Annotated in this window: 18 protein-coding genes and 1 tRNA gene; 9 read left to right on the forward strand and 10 right to left on the reverse strand. The window is 56.4% G+C overall.

Annotated features, from left to right (window positions below; genetic code table 11):
- Positions 1-201: 201 nt before the first annotated feature.
- On the forward strand, positions 202-2,046 hold the full coding sequence (gene mobH / locus HRU73_RS09700; protein ID WP_287398554.1) for a MobH family relaxase: 1,845 nt from the start codon (positions 202-204) through the stop codon (positions 2,044-2,046).
- 26 nt (positions 2,047-2,072) lie between these two features.
- Here mobH and HRU73_RS09705 read toward each other — a convergent pair whose 3' ends face one another.
- Positions 2,073-2,372: a helix-turn-helix domain-containing protein gene (locus HRU73_RS09705; protein ID WP_003282197.1), complete on the reverse strand. Its 300-nt coding sequence runs from the start codon at positions 2,370-2,372 to the stop codon at positions 2,073-2,075.
- 105 nt (positions 2,373-2,477) lie between these two features.
- Between HRU73_RS09705 and HRU73_RS09710 the strand changes: the two genes are divergently transcribed.
- Positions 2,478-3,104: a LysR substrate-binding domain-containing protein gene (locus HRU73_RS09710; RefSeq protein ID WP_211927245.1), complete on the forward strand. Its 627-nt coding sequence runs from the start codon at positions 2,478-2,480 to the stop codon at positions 3,102-3,104.
- 47 nt (positions 3,105-3,151) lie between these two features.
- Here HRU73_RS09710 and HRU73_RS09715 read toward each other — a convergent pair whose 3' ends face one another.
- From HRU73_RS09715 to HRU73_RS09725, 3 genes are all read right to left on the reverse strand, one after another.
- The gene (locus HRU73_RS09715; RefSeq protein WP_287398557.1) at positions 3,152-5,005 is read right to left on the reverse strand and encodes a tyrosine-type recombinase/integrase; all 1,854 of its coding nucleotides are present in this window, start codon (positions 5,003-5,005) and stop codon (positions 3,152-3,154) included.
- Between the two features lie 238 nt (positions 5,006-5,243).
- Positions 5,244-5,317: transfer RNA gene (locus HRU73_RS09720), tRNA-Gly, on the reverse strand.
- A gap of 1,040 nt (positions 5,318-6,357) precedes the next feature.
- Positions 6,358-6,597, reverse strand: coding sequence for a hypothetical protein (locus tag HRU73_RS09725; RefSeq protein ID WP_287398559.1), 240 nt, complete (start codon positions 6,595-6,597; stop codon positions 6,358-6,360).
- A 76-nt stretch (positions 6,598-6,673) separates the two neighbouring features.
- Between HRU73_RS09725 and HRU73_RS09730 the strand changes: the two genes are divergently transcribed.
- Positions 6,674-6,901, forward strand: a complete 228-nt coding sequence (locus HRU73_RS09730) for a ribbon-helix-helix domain-containing protein (protein ID WP_276817876.1) — start codon at positions 6,674-6,676, stop codon at positions 6,899-6,901.
- A 9-nt stretch (positions 6,902-6,910) separates the two neighbouring features.
- A complete protein-coding gene (locus tag HRU73_RS09735; protein WP_287398561.1) occupies positions 6,911-7,315 on the forward strand; it encodes a type II toxin-antitoxin system VapC family toxin in 405 nt (134 codons plus the stop codon).
- Between the two features lie 68 nt (positions 7,316-7,383).
- Here HRU73_RS09735 and HRU73_RS09740 read toward each other — a convergent pair whose 3' ends face one another.
- Positions 7,384-7,872: an MEKHLA domain-containing protein gene (locus HRU73_RS09740; protein ID WP_287398562.1), complete on the reverse strand. Its 489-nt coding sequence runs from the start codon at positions 7,870-7,872 to the stop codon at positions 7,384-7,386.
- Between the two features lie 201 nt (positions 7,873-8,073).
- Between HRU73_RS09740 and thiS the strand changes: the two genes are divergently transcribed.
- The 5 genes from thiS (at position 8,074) to HRU73_RS09765 (ending at position 11,509) form a co-directional block, all read left to right on the forward strand.
- A complete protein-coding gene (gene thiS, locus HRU73_RS09745; RefSeq protein WP_011110922.1) occupies positions 8,074-8,274 on the forward strand; it encodes a sulfur carrier protein ThiS in 201 nt (66 codons plus the stop codon).
- A 74-nt stretch (positions 8,275-8,348) separates the two neighbouring features.
- Positions 8,349-9,155 carry a thiazole synthase gene (locus HRU73_RS09750; RefSeq protein WP_287398563.1) on the forward strand — a complete coding sequence of 269 codons (807 nt, stop codon included), beginning with the start codon at positions 8,349-8,351 and terminating at the stop codon, positions 9,153-9,155.
- 28 nt (positions 9,156-9,183) lie between these two features.
- A complete protein-coding gene (trmB, locus tag HRU73_RS09755; protein ID WP_287398564.1) occupies positions 9,184-9,858 on the forward strand; it encodes a tRNA (guanosine(46)-N7)-methyltransferase TrmB in 675 nt (224 codons plus the stop codon).
- 118 nt (positions 9,859-9,976) lie between these two features.
- Positions 9,977-10,555 (forward strand): LemA family protein, encoded by a 579-nt coding sequence (locus tag HRU73_RS09760; RefSeq protein ID WP_287398565.1) that lies wholly within the window; start codon positions 9,977-9,979, stop codon positions 10,553-10,555.
- 12 nt (positions 10,556-10,567) lie between these two features.
- Entirely contained in the window at positions 10,568-11,509 is a 942-nt protein-coding gene (locus tag HRU73_RS09765; protein WP_287398566.1) for a GIDE domain-containing protein, read from the forward strand.
- A 37-nt stretch (positions 11,510-11,546) separates the two neighbouring features.
- On the opposite strand, the gene HRU73_RS09770 is transcribed toward HRU73_RS09765, so the two are convergent.
- The 5 genes from HRU73_RS09770 to rph form a co-directional block, all read right to left on the reverse strand.
- On the reverse strand, positions 11,547-12,353 hold the full coding sequence (locus tag HRU73_RS09770; RefSeq protein ID WP_287398567.1) for a copper resistance protein B: 807 nt from the start codon (positions 12,351-12,353) through the stop codon (positions 11,547-11,549).
- Complete coding sequence (locus HRU73_RS09775) at positions 12,350-14,191, reverse strand: copper resistance system multicopper oxidase (RefSeq protein ID WP_287398568.1); 1,842 nt, start codon at positions 14,189-14,191, stop codon at positions 12,350-12,352. The genes HRU73_RS09770 and HRU73_RS09775 overlap by 4 nt, the downstream gene beginning before the upstream one ends.
- A 171-nt stretch (positions 14,192-14,362) precedes the next feature.
- Positions 14,363-15,562, reverse strand: a complete 1,200-nt coding sequence (gene hemW / locus HRU73_RS09780) for a radical SAM family heme chaperone HemW (RefSeq protein ID WP_287398569.1) — start codon at positions 15,560-15,562, stop codon at positions 14,363-14,365.
- Between the two features lie 36 nt (positions 15,563-15,598).
- Positions 15,599-16,222 carry an RdgB/HAM1 family non-canonical purine NTP pyrophosphatase gene (rdgB, locus tag HRU73_RS09785; protein ID WP_041356963.1) on the reverse strand — a complete coding sequence of 208 codons (624 nt, stop codon included), beginning with the start codon at positions 16,220-16,222 and terminating at the stop codon, positions 15,599-15,601.
- A gap of 25 nt (positions 16,223-16,247) precedes the next feature.
- Entirely contained in the window at positions 16,248-16,973 is a 726-nt protein-coding gene (rph, locus tag HRU73_RS09790) for a ribonuclease PH (RefSeq protein ID WP_011110913.1), read from the reverse strand.
- Between the last annotated feature and the right edge of the window lie 5 nt (positions 16,974-16,978).

Here is a 16,978-nt window from a genome sequence, read left to right on the forward strand (position 1 = left end):
GAACGTCCCGCAGCGCCCCACTTGCCGGGATTGCCCCATGCCGCATTCATCGTGGCACCCGCGAAGCAGCGGCCCTATACCCAAAGGCTTCCGACAAAGGCCAAAGGGCTGGGAAGGGGCAAAGGAAGGGTGCCAAGGGGAAAGGCCCTATCCTGAAAAGGCCAAAAGGCGCCCCGAGCAGCCCGTCATCCGGGGTTCGCCATGCTCTCGCTGTTCCAGCGCAAACGGGTGCCACCCACCGCCGGCACGCCGCCCACCTCCGCCATCGAAACTCCGAAAGGGTCGATGCGGCCGGAGTCGGCCGCATCGCTGCTGGCCACGCCGCGCCGGCAGAAACTGCTGGAACACATCTGGCAGCGCACATCGCTCTCGCGCCGGCAGTTCGCCACGCTCTACCTCGCCCCACTGGAGCGCTACGCCGAGCTGGTCCAGCAGTTCCCGGCCTCCGAGAACCACCACCACGCCTATCCGGGCGGCATGCTGGACCACGGCCTGGAGATCGTCGCCTATGCGCTGAAGCTGCGGCAGTCATACCTGCTGCCTGCGGGCGTCACGCCGGAGGCACAGGCGGCCCAGGCCGAAGCCTGGACCGCAGGCACGGCCTACGCGGCCCTGCTGCACGACATCGGCAAGATTGCGGTCGATCTGCACGTCGAACATGCCGACGGCAGCGTCTGGCATCCCTGGCACGGCCCGCTGCGAAAGCCCTACCGCTTCCGTTACCGAAAGGAGCGCGAGTACCGCCTGCACAGCGCCGCCACCGGGCTGCTCTACGCGCGCCTTCTCGATCGGGACATCTTCGACTGGCTCAGCGGCTATCCCGACCTCTGGGCCGCGCTGCTGTACGTGCTGGCCGGCCAGTACGAGCACGCCGGCACGCTCGGCGAACTGGTCGTGCAGGCCGACCAGGCATCGGTCGCCCAGGAACTCGGCGGCGATCCCAGCAAGGCGCTGGCGGCGCCCAAGCATGCGCTGCAACGCAAATTGCTCGACGGCTTGCGCTACCTGCTCAAGGAAGAATTCAAGTTGAACCAGGCCGGTCCGGCGGACGGTTGGCTGACCCAAGACGCTCTGTGGCTGGTAAGCAAGACCGTCTCCGACAAGCTGCGCGCCCATCTGCTGTCGCAGGGCATCGACGGCATCCCGGCGAGCAACACGGCGGTGTTCAACGTGCTGCAGGATCACGGCATCGTGCAGCCGACGCCGGATGGCAAGGCGATCTGGAAGGCTACCGTCACCAGCGACGCCGGCTGGTCGCACGCCTTCACCTTCCTGAAACTCTCGCCGGCGATGATCTGGGATGCCGCTGACCGGCCGGCGCCGTTCGCAGGCCGTGTGCAGGTCGAGGAGGAACAGGCGGAGCCGCAGGCGCCGGCGGTGGCCGATGGGCCGCGCGCCGAAGGCACCGAAGCTGCACCCGCGAGCGCGGCGCCGATCGCATCCGCAGCCATGGACACCGGCGTGGCCGCGCTGCTCGACCTGCTGGGCGACACCGCTCCGTCCACAGCACCGGAGACCCCGAGTTGTCCTGTCGCCGAGCCCGAGCCGGCCCCTTCGACCGTGCCCACGCCACAGATGAGCCTCGCGCCTTCCCAGGATCGCGCGGAGCCCTCTGGGGCGCACTTCATGGCCTGGCTGCGTCAGAGCGTCCAGACGCGCAAGCTCATCATCAACGACGCCAAGGCCCTGGTGCATACCGTCGCCGGTACGACCTATCTCGTCAGCCCCGGCGTGTTCCAGCGCTACGCGCAGGAGTACCTTCAAGTCGCCGCCCTGGCCAAGCAGGAGAAGCTGGAGGGGTGGCAGTGGGTGCAGAAGCGCTTCGAGAAGCTGGGACAGCACCGCAAGCAGCCCAGCGGGCTGAACATCTGGACCTGCGAAGTCACGGGGCCGCGCAAGTCGCGCCGGCTGCACGGCTACCTGCTCGCCAGCCCGGATGCGCTGTTCCAGGAGACGCCGCCAGACAACCCATACCTGCGGCTCCTCAACGAGGCCGCAAAGCGCGAAGATTCAGCCCTTGGGGGCAAGGACGACGATCAGGCGTAGGCATGCGACCGCTGTGCGGGCCGGCTTCAATCTGCGGATGGGGCCGACTCCGCCAGCTTGGCTTCGGTCAGAGTCATCAAGTGGGCGGAACTGCATTTCAGCGCACGGGCAATCTTGAGGATGAGAGGGAGCGTGGGGACATGCTCGCCGCGCTCGATCTTGCCCATGTGCGACCGTTCGATGCCGGCCATGTGGGCCAGCGTTTCCTGAGCGATGCCCTGGTTGGTTCTTTCTTCCCGCACGGCAGCCCCAAACGCGATGGCTGGTTCCGCTTCGTAGGTAGTGGTGCCGGTGGGGCGGCCCCTTTGGATCGAACGCTTTGGCATTGCCAAGAGCGTCGAACACGGTCACGATTTAAACCACGTTAAACTTAACTCATTCAACGGCTTCGAGATCAGTTGCCACGAGTTCACCGCCTGGGGGAGCTGGACGTGGAATCGAGTGACATCACCGCCGAAATTCGCATGGCCGTCCTCGGCGAATGGGTGCCTCCCCAGCTCGCCGACGTGCTAGCCCTGCAGCGTGCCGAAGAGCCGGAGACCCATGCCGTCCTGGCCGGCTGGACAGATCCCGGTCGAGGCGCAGAGCTGCCGGACGACGGCTTCGACTTCGCCTTGTCTGCGGTTGCCCGGCAGTGGCCTGGCTGGGTATGCGAACCGCTGTGGCATGACACGCTGGCGGTCGCCGTGGCCAAGCGCTCCCACCTGCTGGCCTACCGTGAAGTGCCGTGCGGGGAAGTGCTCAAGCAGCCCTTGATCTGCTCGCAGTCCACGACCGATGAACCATGGCGCATGACCGTGCAGCGTGTGTTCGAAAACGCGCTGCAAGAGCGAGAGCAAACGGTGGAGACATTCGATGTGGCGATGACGCTGGTTGCCGCCGGATACGGGATCGCCATTGCGCCTGCCGCGAGACTGGCGAGCTACCTACGCCGAGGCATCGCCGTGCGGCCGCTGGCCGACGCACCAACGATCGTGATGGCTTACCTGCTCCGCCGCGATGCTTCCTTGTCGGACACCCAGGCGAGATTCGCCCGCCGCGCGCGCTTGGTGTCCTGACAGACGTGCGGGGATCGCGGTTTCGCCACGATCCCGCATTCCTGCTGCTAGGCGACTCCGACTCGCGGCGGGGTCCATTCGCTTTCCTTCACGGCTGTGCTCACTGCCATGACGAGCTTGTCGAGATTGCCGGCCGTCACGCCCTCCAGTGCCGAATGCCCCCGCAGCATCGAGCGCGGTTGCAGCAGTGCATGGTAGATCTGCCAAGGGTCCGCACCCCTGGTCAGCTTGAGGACGGACTGGATCAGCTCGTGCTTGAGTGGGTCGAGGTGCCAGTCCGGCACCCGCTGGCCGCGGTTGCCCACGTTCAACGCCAGCAAGTTGCCGGCCCTGATCTCGTAGCTGATCCACCTGCGGGACTTGCCCGCCATCTTGGCAAACGCCGCGACGGGAAGGTTGTGCGGCGCTTCGAAGACATCGAACAGTTCCATCCTCTCGCGCTGAATGTCCGAAGGCACCAGCGGCGCGGCCGACCGAGGGGGCGGAACCGCCGGCAGCCGATGTGCGGCGGCAGAAACCAACGGCATGGCGTCGCCGGGCTTCGTCACGAGCAGGATTGGCGAAGCGGCAACCGGCGTGGAGGGTGCGCTTGCGGTTTGCTCATTCGGGAACGCGGGCACGCCTTCCAGATGCACAGTGAGCGGCATGCTGGCCGCCTCGACCTGGTTCTGCTCGAAGAGGTCGAGCCGATCGGCCCAGTCCTGCATCATGCGGCGACGCTGCTCCACGTACTCGGCATGGTTGTAGGTCGCGCTGACCTTGTTGGGATCGACATGCGAGAGCTGTGCATCCACCCAAACCTTCGGGTAGCCGATCTCGTTGAGCGCAGTGGACATCGTGCCGCGGATACCGTGCCCGGTCAGGCGCTCCTGATAGCCCATGCGTTTGAGCGCACCATTGAGCGTGTTCTCGCTGATGCGCTTCTTCAAGTCGCTGTCGTGCCGGAACAGGTGGCGCTGGGCCGGCTTGAACTCATCCAGCAGGTGCCGGACGATCTCCATGGCCTGAATCGACAGCGGCACGATGTAGGGCGGGATATCCTTCGGCTGCTGCCGCTTCTTGCGCATATCCAGCTGGAGTTGCTTCACGATGTCGGGCGGGATGATCCACAGCCCACGGTCCAGATCGAATTGATCCGGCGTCGCCTGTCGCAGCTCTCCGGTTCGCACGCCAGTCAGCAGCAATAGCCGAAGCCCGAGTTGGGTCTGCCGCCTGCCGCGATAGCTGCGCAGCCGCTGCAACAGCTTCGGCAGTTCGGCCATGCGCAGGAACGGGTTGTGGTTGACGGGTGGCAGCGGCAGCGCCACCACATCGAGATCGGAGGCGGGGTTTTGCTCCAGGCCCGGCACGATCACCAGCGCGTAGCGAAACAGTTGGTTGAACCACGTCCTGACTTTCTCGGCGACGGAGAGTGCCCTGCGCTTCTCGATCTTGGCGATCACCTCCAAGAGGTCGGGACGCTTGATCTCATAGATCGACCGCTTGCCCAAGGTGGGCAACACATCCTTGTCGAAGATGCGCGGAAGTATCGAAAGGGTCGTCTGCCGGCCTTCCTTGAGGCTGAGCCCGCGATGCTTGAGCCACTTGCGATACACCGCCTCGAAGGTGTTTTCGTCGGCGAGCCGGACAGCGGTGCGCTTCTGTTTGCGGTGAACGCGAGGATTGGTGCCTTTGGCCAGCAGGGCGCGCGCTTCGTCGCGCAGGCTGCGGGCCTCGCGAAGCGTCACCTCCGGGTAGGTGCCGAGCGACATCCGCTTCTGCTTGCCCGCCCAGTAGTAGCGGAAGTGCCAAGTCCTGCCCCCGGCAGCGGTGACGGCCAGGGAGAGGCCATCCAAGTCAGGGAGGGTGTATGCCTTGCCAGTTGCCTTGGCCTGCCGAACGGCCAGGTCTGAGAGTGCCATGCTCTTGCTCCTGAACATGAGTCAGGAACCAGATGCTGGTCACGTCGACCTCGCCCCTCCATCAACAATCCGGAATCAGCCGCACCCGCAAAAATGGACTTGTTTGTGGACTTAAAAGTCCCGGCTGTAGGCGGATCGCAGTGGACCGCGGCAGAACGTCAAAGAGAGGAAAAGTCCTTGTGTGGCAACGACTTGCAGGCTCTCTTGGACTTCTGCGGAAGTCCGCAGATTGATGCAGTGGAGCGGGTGATGGGAATCGAACCCACGTTATCTGGTTGGGAACCAGGAGTTCTACCATTGAACTACACCCGCCCGTTCCCGAAGGGAAGACGTAACACTCCCCTGCGGGAATATTACATCATCCCCGCCGGGTGCGATTAACAGACCTATCTTGCGATAGATCACCAGATGGAAGTCTGCACGCTTTTGCGTCAGGGCAATCGTTTCATCCCCTATCCGCCCCATTACAGGACGGCATTCGCTTTTTCCATCATCCTCTACCCACTACGGCCGCAGATAACCTTGCGGTCATCCTTGTCCGCCAAACTGGCCGGACGCCGCGTTGGGCTTACCACGTTCCGTACAAGTAACAGAGTTGGGAAGGTTCCGTCATTTCGCCGGTGATCTCATGTCAGCGTGTTCGCACCAAGCAAGCGAACAACCGATCACATGCCTTTTGGCATGGGCCCGATACTACAAGTTGCCTTTGGCCCATCAAGCTTGACGACGTTTATCAACGGTTCACTTGCGTTAACCAACCAACTCAGCCTAGCGCCTCATTCGGATGCAACTCCCGAAATCACGCCGCGACCCCTCACGGGATACGGCGTACCCCGCAAGGTGGCTACATTGTCAGAGCGCTTAGCACCCCACCGTTACCAGTGACGCACCGCTCCTAGACTACAGGGGGCTGAACCCCCGGTTCAGTCAGCCTCTTGCGAGACCGCTGAACAATTACTTGTACAGCTTTCACATAGGGTGAAGCCCAAGTTGCCCTGAACCGCACTCTTTTTAATGGAGTGAGAGGAGTTGCCCCCTTCACCCCTGCTAATGCTATTTTCTCTCGGTAATAAAGCGCCCGAGTAGGCTAGCTACCTATGCGACGTGTCGCACGCTTGGGAAGCTACCGTTCTGCCATTGAACTACACCCGCCTGTTTGTTTCCGAAGAGGATGAGATGGGCATGTTACCTTTACAAGACACCTCCACCCCGCTTTTCCGTTATGACAGGACTGAAAACTGCAGCGATCCGATAATTATAACAAGACATTCCCGGATCACACTGTTTTCAGATTATGAATCATTCGGCAAAACCCGTTGTTAAGGAACCTCTGAAAAACGTCGACGAGGCAGTCAGTTCAAGGCAAAAATCGGTGACGCAAGCAAAGCGTAGCGAACAACCGTAAGGCTGGCCTGTAGGGCGAGGCGCTGGCGCCGAGTAAAATATACATAATAAATGAGCATTTTAAGCCGATTTTTAACGCAGAAATGGCAACGCAGGTAGTTTTTCAGAGGTTCCTTAAAGGCACGCCCGATAACAAAGCAATCAATGTTTTGTAACATACCCAACTGCACCGAAGCCCGCGCGCTCATATCCAATCACCCTCATTGACAGCTTCCTGCACTACACTTATATTTTCTAATATATTTTATTTGTTTGAGGTGTGACATGTCGCAAATCACGCTTTATCTTGATGACGAAATCCAGGCGCTGATCGAGCAGCGCGCCAAAGCCAGTGGGCTATCCAAAAGCCGTTGGGTGGCTGAATTCATTACCAAATATGCCACACAAGAATGGCCGCAGGACTGTCTGGAACTGGCGGGACGTTTTGTCGATTTTCCGCTGCGTGAAGAGGCTAACCCACTACCTGCTGATACGCCGCGCCTGGAATTCTGAGCGCTGAACATGCTGATTCTGGATAGCAATACCATCAGTTATTACTTTCGCGGTGATCCGCAAGTGGTGCTGCGTTTGCAGGCACAGCGCCCGCAGGATGTGGCTGTACCGGCCATTGTGGAATACGAACTGCGCTACGGCCTGTTGCGTTTGTCACCCGAAATGGCTGCACCACGTCTGGCTGCTCTGACTACCTTGCTGCTACCCATGCAGAAACTGCCTTTCGACAGCGAATGCGCCGACCATGCTGCTCGCATTCGAACAACGCTGGAAGCAGCAGGGAACCCTATCGGGCCACACGATACCCTGATTGCCGCCACCGCCTTGCGTCACGGCGCAACACTGATCACACGCAACGAGCGCGAATTTTCCCGTGTACCGGGTTTGCAATGGATAAACTGGCATGAGGATTGAGCCAATTCTTCCATTCCGGTGCTTATGCTGACGACATCCTTGCCGTGCTGAACCCGGCATCCATAACCTCAGTCTGCGGTAAACACCGTCTGTAATACTTCCCATTCTGGAATCATCGCAGCCTGTCCGTAAAATCGGCCACTCTCGTCCAGCAGGTTCCAGACAGTTGCATGGCGTATCAGAAACCGGCGACCATCGGCAGCAATACGAACACCCGTGTAATCATCGATGTAGCCGTCGCGTGATACATGATCCAGCAGGCGCGTACGTTCCGCGCGATCCACCGGTTCTGCTGACAGGCGTGAAGGCATCCGGGTAAACTCATCCCAGGTCATACCGAACAGTTGCAAGGCAGTCTGGTTACCATAATTGAAAATCGGATCAGGCTGGGTGCCATGCGAGACAAGAGCGAAAGGTGCCTGCTCCAGCCACACTATTGCTTCACTGGCACCCAGCTTCGGGTCGAACAAATATCGGCCGGTATAATGGCGATAACTTTCCTGCAAAATCGCCACGTGACGTGCTGTTTGATCTTTTTTGCTGTCAGGTAAGGTCATGCTGTGAAAAATCTCCATCATCCGGACGGGTACAGGTGTTTATTTTCCTTAAAAACACGTTTTTACAGATTGGCCTTTGATTCAGGTACCACCTTCATCACTGCCTATCTGAAAAATCTCTGTTCTACCATCGATCCAGACCCGCGTGCTAGAATAAATCCCTTCATTTATGGGCTGCCTTTGGCTACTTTTCTGAAAATTATGCAACTCATCATCAACGGACAGCAACAAAGTTACGATGGCCCGATGAATGTACAGCAGCTGGTAGAAAAATTATCGCTGCAGAACAAGCGTTTTGCCATCGAGCGCAATGGTGAAATCATTCCCCGCAGCCGTTTTCCTGAACTACTCCTCAATGAAGGAGATCAACTGGAAATCATTGTGGCGGTGGGTGGTGGCTGATTTTTCGATCGCTCAAAATTCATTCCAGTCTCTGGCCGTACCCTTCAACTGACCACATCGATCCTGACGTATTTATGGAACCTCTCGTCATAGCCGGTAAAAGTTATTCCTCCCGTTTACTGCTGGGGACGGGAAAATACAGGGATTTCGCTGAAACCCGTGCGGCAGTCGATGCCAGTGGTGCACAAATCATCACGGTAGCGATACGCCGTACCAATATCGGGCAAAATCCCGACGAACCCAATCTGCTGGATATACTTCCACCGTCGCAGTTTACGCTGCTGCCCAATACTGCCGGCTGTTACACGGCAGAAGATGCCGTCCGCACACTGCGCCTGGCACGTGAACTGCTCGATGGACATGCACTGGTCAAACTGGAAGTACTGGGTGACCAGAAAACGCTGTTTCCCGATGTGGTTGCAACGATAGAAGCAGCAAAAATTCTGGTCAAAGAGGGTTTTCAGGTCATGGTCTATACCTCGGATGACCCTATTGTCGCCAGACAACTGGAAGACATCGGTTGCGCAGCTATCATGCCGCTGGCTTCACTGATCGGTTCCGGCATGGGGATCCTCAATCCCTGGAATCTGCAGATCATCATAGACAAAGCCAGAGTACCGGTCATTGTGGATGCAGGCGTCGGTACCGCATCGGATGCTGCCATTGCGATGGAACTCGGTTGTGATGGCGTGCTCATGAACACCGCGGTAGCCAGTGCTCGCAACCCGGTATTGATGGCTAGCGCCATGCGTAAAGCGGTCGAGGCCGGGCGTGAAGCCTACCTTGCCGGACGTATGCCCAGGAAAATTTACCAGGCCAGCCCGAGCTCTCCAGCAGAAGGCATGTTTACCGGCACTCAGCATCCTGCTGCCAACAGCTAAGCAATACACTTTCTCAGGAAACCGGTTTTTGTCTTCTCATCCTCCGATTCGCAGTTATGTGCTCCGTCAGGGATATTTTTCCAATGCGCAGCGACACGCCTACGAATCGCTGTTGCCACGTTACGGCATTCCACTCACTGAAGAACCAGTCGATCTCGATTCGATCTTCGGACGCACGGCACCCGGAATTCTGGAAATTGGATCAGGGATGGGAGAAACCACTGCCGAAATTGCCAGGCAACACCCGGAGAAGGATTTTATAGCCATCGAAGTTCATGCACCGGGAATCGGCAGTCTGCTTGGTCAAATCGAAAAACACAGACTAACCAATCTGCGAGTCATCCCGCACGATGCAAAACTGGTTTTGCAGCAAATGCTTACCAGCAAATCATTGGATGGCATCCACATTTTTTTCCCGGATCCGTGGCCCAAAGCACGGCATCACAAACGCCGCCTGATCCAGCCGGATTTTGTTTCACTTCTGTGTGACCGGCTGAAAACCGGCGGCTATCTGCATATCGCCACCGACTGGGAAGACTACGCCACCCATATTCTGCATGTGTTGCGCAACGAGAAACGACTCATCAATACTGCCACCGACTACGCCGCACGCCCTGCTTACCGGCCGCTGACCAAATTTGAACAGCGTGGGATGAAGCTCGGCCACACCATCCGCGACATTATCTTCACCAAGATCGCCTGAACAACAACGCGGTAATTGCTGCGCAACCCCCGATAAAACACTATTGCCCGTCTTTCCGGCATCAAAAAATCCCGGCCAGTGTCGTTGATAAGGTTTTGATTATCTTTACGGACACCCCATGAATCTGGCTATTTCTTTCTATATTTTGCTCGCTGTGACCGTCGCCCTGCTGGTGATCGGGGTCATGATCTATAATAGCCTGGTGGATATCAAACATACTGTTTCACAAGCCTGGTCAAATATCGATGTTCTACTGAAGCAGCGCCATGACGAGCTGCCCAGGCTGGTTGAAACCTGCAAGCACTATATGAAATTTGAGCAGGAAACACTCAGCCGGGTCATGGAAGCACGTACCAGCATTGCGCATGCTCGTGAAACAGGTAATCTGCCTGCCCTGGGTGCAGCAGAAAGTATATTGAGAGCAGGGCTGGGGCAACTGTACGCTGTAGCAGAAGCTTATCCCGAACTCAGGGCCAGCGAAAAATTCCAGCATTTGCAGACCCGCATCACCAGTCTGGAGAATGGCATTGCCGACCGGCGCGAATACTACAATGAAGCAGTCAGAAACAACAATATCCGCATCGAACAGTTCCCGGAAATCCTTATCGCCAGATGGTTTGGATTCGGTGCACGATCACTGCTGAAATTTACTACGATCAACAAACACGACAACGACCTGGGCAAACTGTTCGACTGATCGACTGTCGTCATGGAAACTGCCGCAACCAATCTCGTGCGCAGCCTCACCCCGCAAGAGTACGGATTTACGCTGATCATCCTGATACTGGCAGCTCTGACAGGCTTTTACTGTTTCATACGTGCATGGAAACGATGGCATCTGATCAAGGATACCCCCACGGCACGCCTGCGTTCTGCACACCAGGGCCGTATCGAACTGGAAGGCAAGGGAAGATCTCTCCCCGACCAGCCCGTTTTTGCTCCGTTATCCAATCATGAATGTCTCTGGTACCACAGTCGGATCGAACGCAAAGAAACCATCCTGGAACAGAAACGCACACGTACCGAATGGAAAATTCTGTATCGAAACACCAGCAATCATCCATTTCTGCTGGACGATGGTACCGGAATATGTCAGGTCGACCCGGAAGATGCAGAAATCATCAGTAATGAGAAGCTCGTCTGGTATGGCAACACCGAATGGCCTGTACGGACCGGGATACTGGATAACGGCTCGGCCATTATCGGGCTGGCGAGCCGCTACCGCTATACTGAACAGTTGATTCTGCCCGGACAGCGCCTTTACATCACCGGCCATCTGCAAACACGCTCTCCAGCAACAGAGCGATCCGTACGGGATATTGCGCGTGATCTCCTCAGCGACTGGAAACAGGATAGACGGCAATTGCTGGAACGCTTCGATACCAATCGGGATGGTGAAATAGATCTGGCAGAATGGGAAATTGCCCGTGAAACAGCACTTTCACAAGCACAAACCGTTCACCGGCAACTGCTGCATGAAACAGAAATCCATCACGTCTCTACGCTGAAGGATGGCAGGTACCCGTTTATCATTTCGGTTCGCCCGCAAGCGGAACTGATCCGTAAATATCGCCGCAATGCGCTTATTGCTCTGACAGGCTGTTTCAGTGTGACTGGTTGCATCCTCTGGCTGCTGCATGTGCATGGATAGACCCCGGAGTTTCTGATGACGCTTGAAAAATCACTGATTAGAGCCACAACTGCACGCCAGCCACAAAACGAACCTGGCTGGAATCGCCCCCTTCTTCCCGCACAAGATCAGCAGTCCTGAAAAAACTGCGATCGTATGAAATGCCGATATAAGGCGCGATTTCTCGCCTGATCTCGTAACGCAGCCGCAACCCCAGTTCAATATTATTAAGTCCCTGGCCGGTAGTAAATTTCTCTACCTTTTGCACTGCCGCATGGGTCTCAAAACGTCCTTGCAAAATCAGCCGCTGTGTCAGTAAAAAATCGCGGGATGTCTGAAAGCGCACGGACACATCTCCCTGCTGGCTGATAAAGAGTGCGGACTCCACTTCGTAGCGATAGGGAGCAAGCCCTTGAAAACCGATAACCGCATGCGCCCGGGCTACGTCTTTCCCTCTAACGGTTTGTGTCTCTCCGCGCACACCGATCTGAACATCATAATATTTCCCGATAAACCTGCCGTACAGAAGCTGCATGTCGATGTCGTGCTCTGCCTTGAAAGCCGTATTTCGTTCGCCTTCAGTTTTGAACCACAGACGGTTGAAATCCCCTCCGTACCAGCCCTGTATATCCCAGCGGAAATCGCTATCATCCCTCCCGGGACGGTATTCGAGAACATCGGCGCGCAGGAAAGCATAATTCTGGTCGCTGTGGGTCGGATGGTGGTACTCGCCCCGAGAATGAGGCAGACCGGACAAGGTCTGTTTTTCCTTGTCCAGTAATGTTTCCGCGTTTGCCACCGGCATATCCACCCCCGGAGACAGGATCACAACCATGCCGGCCGCAAATTGTGGAAAGGATTTCATGATTCTGTCCCGGGAGCTGCATCCAGAATCTCGATCACACGGAACATCCCCGTTTCCATATGCAAAAGCAGGTGGCAATGGAAGGCCCACGGGCCAGACGCATCCGCGGTAATGGCAACAGAAACACGCTCGGCAGGCTTGACAAGAACTGTGTGCTTGCGCGGGAGGTACGCGCCAGCGCCATTTTCCAGATACATCCACGTACCATGCAGATGCATCGTGTGCTCCATCATCGTATCGTTGACAAAAATCCAGCGCAGCCGCTCCCCATGACGAAATAGGATCGACCCTTTCGCATCCGAGTATTTTTCACCATCGAACGACCATATGAAGCGTTCCATATGACCAGTGAGATGAATTTCGAGCTCACGCTCCGGCTCGCGCTGGTCGGGATAGGGTTTGAGACTCTTCAAGTCAGTATAGACCAGTACCCGGCGGCCATCATTTCCCAGTCCGATACCCGGTTCATCCATACGGCTCTGCGTGAAATCCGGAATGAACTGATTCCCGGATCCATGATCGTCAGTACCATGCCTGACCGGCCTGCTATCGGGGAACCCGGGTTGGGCATGTCTGTCATGCCTGCCATGAATACCCTCCTTCGCGTGTTCTCCATGCCTATCTGGTGTGTCATGCTGCGTACCTTCTTCCAGCTCACCCATGGTTGCATTGCCAGGCGCGTGATTGCCATGATCCACGCCGCTCATGTGTTGCATACCCATATCTGCCATGGTGCGTAGTGGGCGAGGGCGTCGCGATGGAACCTCTGCGGCCATCCCGGGACGCGGCGCGAGCGTACCGCGTGCAAAACCGCTGCGGTCCAGTGTCTCTGCAAAGATCGTGTAAGCGCGCTCTTCTTTGGGTTCAACGATGACATCGTAGGTTTCAGCCGGGCCGATACGAAATTCATCCACTTCAACAGGTTGTACATTCTGTCCATCTGCTTGCACTACGGTCATCCCGAGTCCAGGAATACGGATGTCCTGGAAAGTCATCACCCCTACCTGAATGAAACGTAATCGTATGCGTTCACCCGGATGAAACAATCCCGTCCAGTTTGCTGCCGGAGTCAATCCATTCATGAGATAGGTATAGGCATGGCCGGTTACATCTGCCAGATCCGTCGGATCCATTCGCATTCGGGCCCACATCAGGTAATCATCAAGTGCCGGGCGCCAGCCATCCCGCATCGCATCCTGGATAAAATCACCCAGCGTACGTTTCTGAAAATTGAAGTAGCCGGGTTGCTTTTTGAGCTTTTCGATCATTGAGTCCACTGAAGAAAAGCTCCAGTCAGAAAGCATGATCACATATTCGCGATCATACTTGACCGGATCCGGCTCAATTGGATCAATAATCATCGGCGCATACACGCCCGCCTGCTCCTGGCCTCCCGAATGACTGTGAAACCAGTACGTGCCGTACTGCCTGATCGTGAAACGGTAAGAAAAGGTCGCTCCCGGCTCGATGCCTGGAAAACTGACGCCGGGTACACCATCCATTTCAGGCGGCAGGAGTATTCCGTGCCAATGTATCGAAGAAGTCTCGTCCAGGTGATTGGTAACATTCAGGGTAATGTCCTGCCCTTCGCGCAGATGAAGCAAAGGTCCTGGAACCGTACCATTGATGGTTGTAGCAGTTGCAATGTGATCGTCGATGCGGAACGGAGTTCTGGCAATAGCGAGATTGATCACGTCTCCACTCAACTGCGTAATCGGGGTAACTGCACCCAGGGAATCAGATCTGGCATAGATCGGCAACATCCAGTCCAGCGCAGCAAATGTTCCCAGTGCACCTGATCTTTTCAGAAAAGCACGCCTTGAAATCGGGTCATTCATTCCTGATTCGTCTCCCCTTATTTCAAACCCGGCTAAAGCAACTCATGTATTTGCCCACATGAGGAATTTTCGGGTAGAGAAAAGGAGTGGCATACATGTTGTCTTTCTCCTTCCCTACAAAAAACCCAGCGATCAATCAGAAGTTCTTCTGAAGAATGTTAGCTGCCTGGGTTACGATAAAAAGATCTCCAGCAGATCGTTCAGAAATCGTCTTCCCTCAGGTGTCGGTCGGATGCAATCGTGCTGCCATTCGATCAGCCCGCGCTGCTCGGCTTCGGCAAGCGACTTCTGGATCGATGCAATCGTCAACCCGGTACGGGTATGAAACAATCCGGGGTCAAAACCCTCCGTCAGCCGTAGCGCATTCATCATGAATTCAAAAATTCGGTCCTGCGGCCCTACTTCCTGCTCCGTGGCAAGCAGATTCTCAAGACAGGCATTTCCAGCCATGGCCTGCTCCAGATATTGCCGGGGATGTTTATGGCGCATCTGCCGGATGATTCTGTCACGAAAGCTGATTTTGCTGTGGGCACCCGCTCCGATTCCCAGATAGTCCCCATACTGCCAGTAATTCATATTGTGGAGACATGGCTTCCCCGGTTGGGCAAACGCAGAAGTCTCGTAATGCCGGTAGCCTCGTTCCTCCAGAATGTGCTCGATCATGACCTGCATATCGGCTGATGTATCTTCATCCGGCAATTGCGGCGGATAGCGATAAAATGGAGTATTGGGCTCGATGGTCAGATGGTAAGCAGAAATATGTGCCACTCCCCGGTTGCAAGCCGTTTCAATATCCTGCAACGCTTCGTCCCGGGTCTGCCCCGGCAGCGCATACATCAGGTCCAGATTGACATTACTAAAATGCTGCAGCGCCAGCTCAGCTGCACGCAATGCCTCGGCACCATCGTGGATGCGGCCCAGTGCTTGCAGATGCCGGGAATTGAAGCTTTGAATACCGATGGATAGCCGGTTGATGCCAGCAGAATGAAAATCCGTGAACTTCTGTGCCTCCAGCGTTCCCGGATTGGCTTCCAGTGTGATTTCAACACCGGGAGCAAGGGGCAGCAGCATACGCACATGAGAAAGAATCGCATCAATAGCGGTTGCACTGAACAGACTCGGCGTTCCACCTCCGAAAAATACGCTGGTCACCGGACGTCCCCAGATCAGCGGCAGCGCAAGCTCCAGATCGCGTTTGAGCGCCGTTACATATTCGGATTCCGGAAGATCGCCACCGGAATTGATTGCGTGTGAATTGAAATCACAATAAGGACATTTTCTGACACACCAGGGCAAATGAATATACAACCCCAGAGGAGGCAGTTCGGCCAGATGAGGGGATTTTGAATCCGGCACGGATAAAACTGGCATATCTTTCTTCAAGCCGACCACATGGCCGTAAATACGTTATACCGGCACAACCGGCACTGTCTCATTCTCCGACAGCATCTGTACCAGCCTGGCGAGTGCTTTGCCACGGTGACTGATCCTGTTCTTCTCCTCTATGGAAAGCTCGGCAGCTGTCTTGCCCAGCTCCGGAAGAAAAAAATGCGGGTCATAGCCGAACCCGCCCTGACCGATCGGTTCAGCAATGATTTCTCCGCGCCAGGTATCTTCGATGATGACAGGCTGCGGATCCTGCCCATGACGCAACAGGACGATCACACAGTAATAATAAGCCCGACGGTCAGATTGACCATGCAGTGCCTCGACCAGCTTGCGATTGTTGCGCTCGTCCGAGCGGGGTTCTCCTGCATAACGGGCAGAAAATACACCGGGATCCCCTCTCAGAGCGCTGACGCATATTCCGGAATCGTCTGCCAGCGCGGGCAGCCCGGTTGCCAGACTCGCGTGCCGCGCCTTGGCCAGTGCATTCTCAACGAAAGTCATGTGAGGTTCATCTGCTTCTGTTACCCCGAGTGATGACTGCGTCACCACTTCGATGCCCAACGGAGCCAATAGCCTACTGATTTCAGCAAGCTTTCCCGCATTGTTGCTGGCGATGACGATTTTGTTCAAGGGTGGTTCCATTTTCCATTTGCTTTCATTATCTATCTTAGGCGACAGTCTCCAGTGCTTTTCGCTGTACATCAAACAGCTCCTGCAACCCTTGTTGCGCCATATTCAGCATGACATCCAGTTCCTGACGACTGAAAACGACCTTTTCCGCTGTCCCCTGTACTTCTACCAACCCCAGGCTGCCCGTCATAACGACATTCAAATCCGTATCACAACCGGAATCTTCCAAATAATCCAGATCCAGCAGAGGCTGACCTTTCAGTATGCCCACCGAGACAGCCGCAACGTGATCCCTGATCGGGTTTTGTGAAATCATCCGTTCTGCACGCAGATAGTCGATCGCATCATACAATGCAACGAATGCGCCGGTAATGCTGGCGGTACGAGTGCCTCCATCCGCCTGGATCACGTCACAATCCATCTGAATCGTGCGTTCACCCAATTTCTCCAGATCCAGGATGGAACGCAATGCCCGTCCGATCAACCGCTGGATTTCCATGGTCCGCCCGGACTGTTTGCCTTTGGCAGCTTCACGCTGCATTCTTTCACCCGTGGAACGCGGCAGCATGCCGTATTCTGCCGTCAACCAGCCCTGGCCGGCCCCTTTGAGGAAGGGGGGAACTTTTTCGATGACGCTGGCGGTACAAATCACTCTGGTTTCGCCGTACTCGATCAGCACCGAGCCTTCGGCATGCCGGACATAATGGCGGATTATTCTGACCGGGCGCATCTGTGCAGGAGCGCGGTTATTGCATCGTGGCATATCGA

The organism is Nitrosomonas sp. H1_AOB3 (assembly GCF_015709435.1).
Taxonomy (GTDB): Bacteria; Pseudomonadota; Gammaproteobacteria; order Burkholderiales; family Nitrosomonadaceae; genus Nitrosomonas; species Nitrosomonas europaea.

What these genes read in the sequence shown, in the direction of transcription:
- hemW (WP_287398569.1), bottom strand. Translation starts at nt 15,562, where the DNA reads ATGCCAGTTTTATCCGTGCCGGATTCAAAATCCCCTCATCTGGCCGAA.
- rdgB (WP_041356963.1), bottom strand. Translation starts at nt 16,222, where the DNA reads ATGGAACCACCCTTGAACAAAATCGTCATCGCCAGCAACAATGCGGGA.
- HRU73_RS09770 (WP_287398567.1), bottom strand. Translation starts at nt 12,353, where the DNA reads ATGAAATCCTTTCCACAATTTGCGGCCGGCATGGTTGTGATCCTGTCT.
- HRU73_RS09730 (WP_276817876.1), top strand. Translation starts at nt 6,674, where the DNA reads ATGTCGCAAATCACGCTTTATCTTGATGACGAAATCCAGGCGCTGATC.
- HRU73_RS09775 (WP_287398568.1), bottom strand. Translation starts at nt 14,191, where the DNA reads ATGAATGACCCGATTTCAAGGCGTGCTTTTCTGAAAAGATCAGGTGCA.
- HRU73_RS09735 (WP_287398561.1), top strand. Translation starts at nt 6,911, where the DNA reads ATGCTGATTCTGGATAGCAATACCATCAGTTATTACTTTCGCGGTGAT.
- HRU73_RS09760 (WP_287398565.1), top strand. Translation starts at nt 9,977, where the DNA reads ATGAATCTGGCTATTTCTTTCTATATTTTGCTCGCTGTGACCGTCGCC.
- HRU73_RS09740 (WP_287398562.1), bottom strand. Translation starts at nt 7,872, where the DNA reads ATGACCTTACCTGACAGCAAAAAAGATCAAACAGCACGTCACGTGGCG.
- rph (WP_011110913.1), bottom strand. Translation starts at nt 16,973, where the DNA reads ATGCCACGATGCAATAACCGCGCTCCTGCACAGATGCGCCCGGTCAGA.
- thiS (WP_011110922.1), top strand. Translation starts at nt 8,074, where the DNA reads ATGCAACTCATCATCAACGGACAGCAACAAAGTTACGATGGCCCGATG.
- HRU73_RS09715 (WP_287398557.1), bottom strand. Translation starts at nt 5,005, where the DNA reads ATGGCACTCTCAGACCTGGCCGTTCGGCAGGCCAAGGCAACTGGCAAG.
- HRU73_RS09750 (WP_287398563.1), top strand. Translation starts at nt 8,349, where the DNA reads ATGGAACCTCTCGTCATAGCCGGTAAAAGTTATTCCTCCCGTTTACTG.
- HRU73_RS09725 (WP_287398559.1), bottom strand. Translation starts at nt 6,597, where the DNA reads ATGAGCGCGCGGGCTTCGGTGCAGTTGGGTATGTTACAAAACATTGAT.
- mobH (WP_287398554.1), top strand. Translation starts at nt 202, where the DNA reads ATGCTCTCGCTGTTCCAGCGCAAACGGGTGCCACCCACCGCCGGCACG.
- HRU73_RS09765 (WP_287398566.1), top strand. Translation starts at nt 10,568, where the DNA reads ATGGAAACTGCCGCAACCAATCTCGTGCGCAGCCTCACCCCGCAAGAG.
- HRU73_RS09705 (WP_003282197.1), bottom strand. Translation starts at nt 2,372, where the DNA reads ATGCCAAAGCGTTCGATCCAAAGGGGCCGCCCCACCGGCACCACTACC.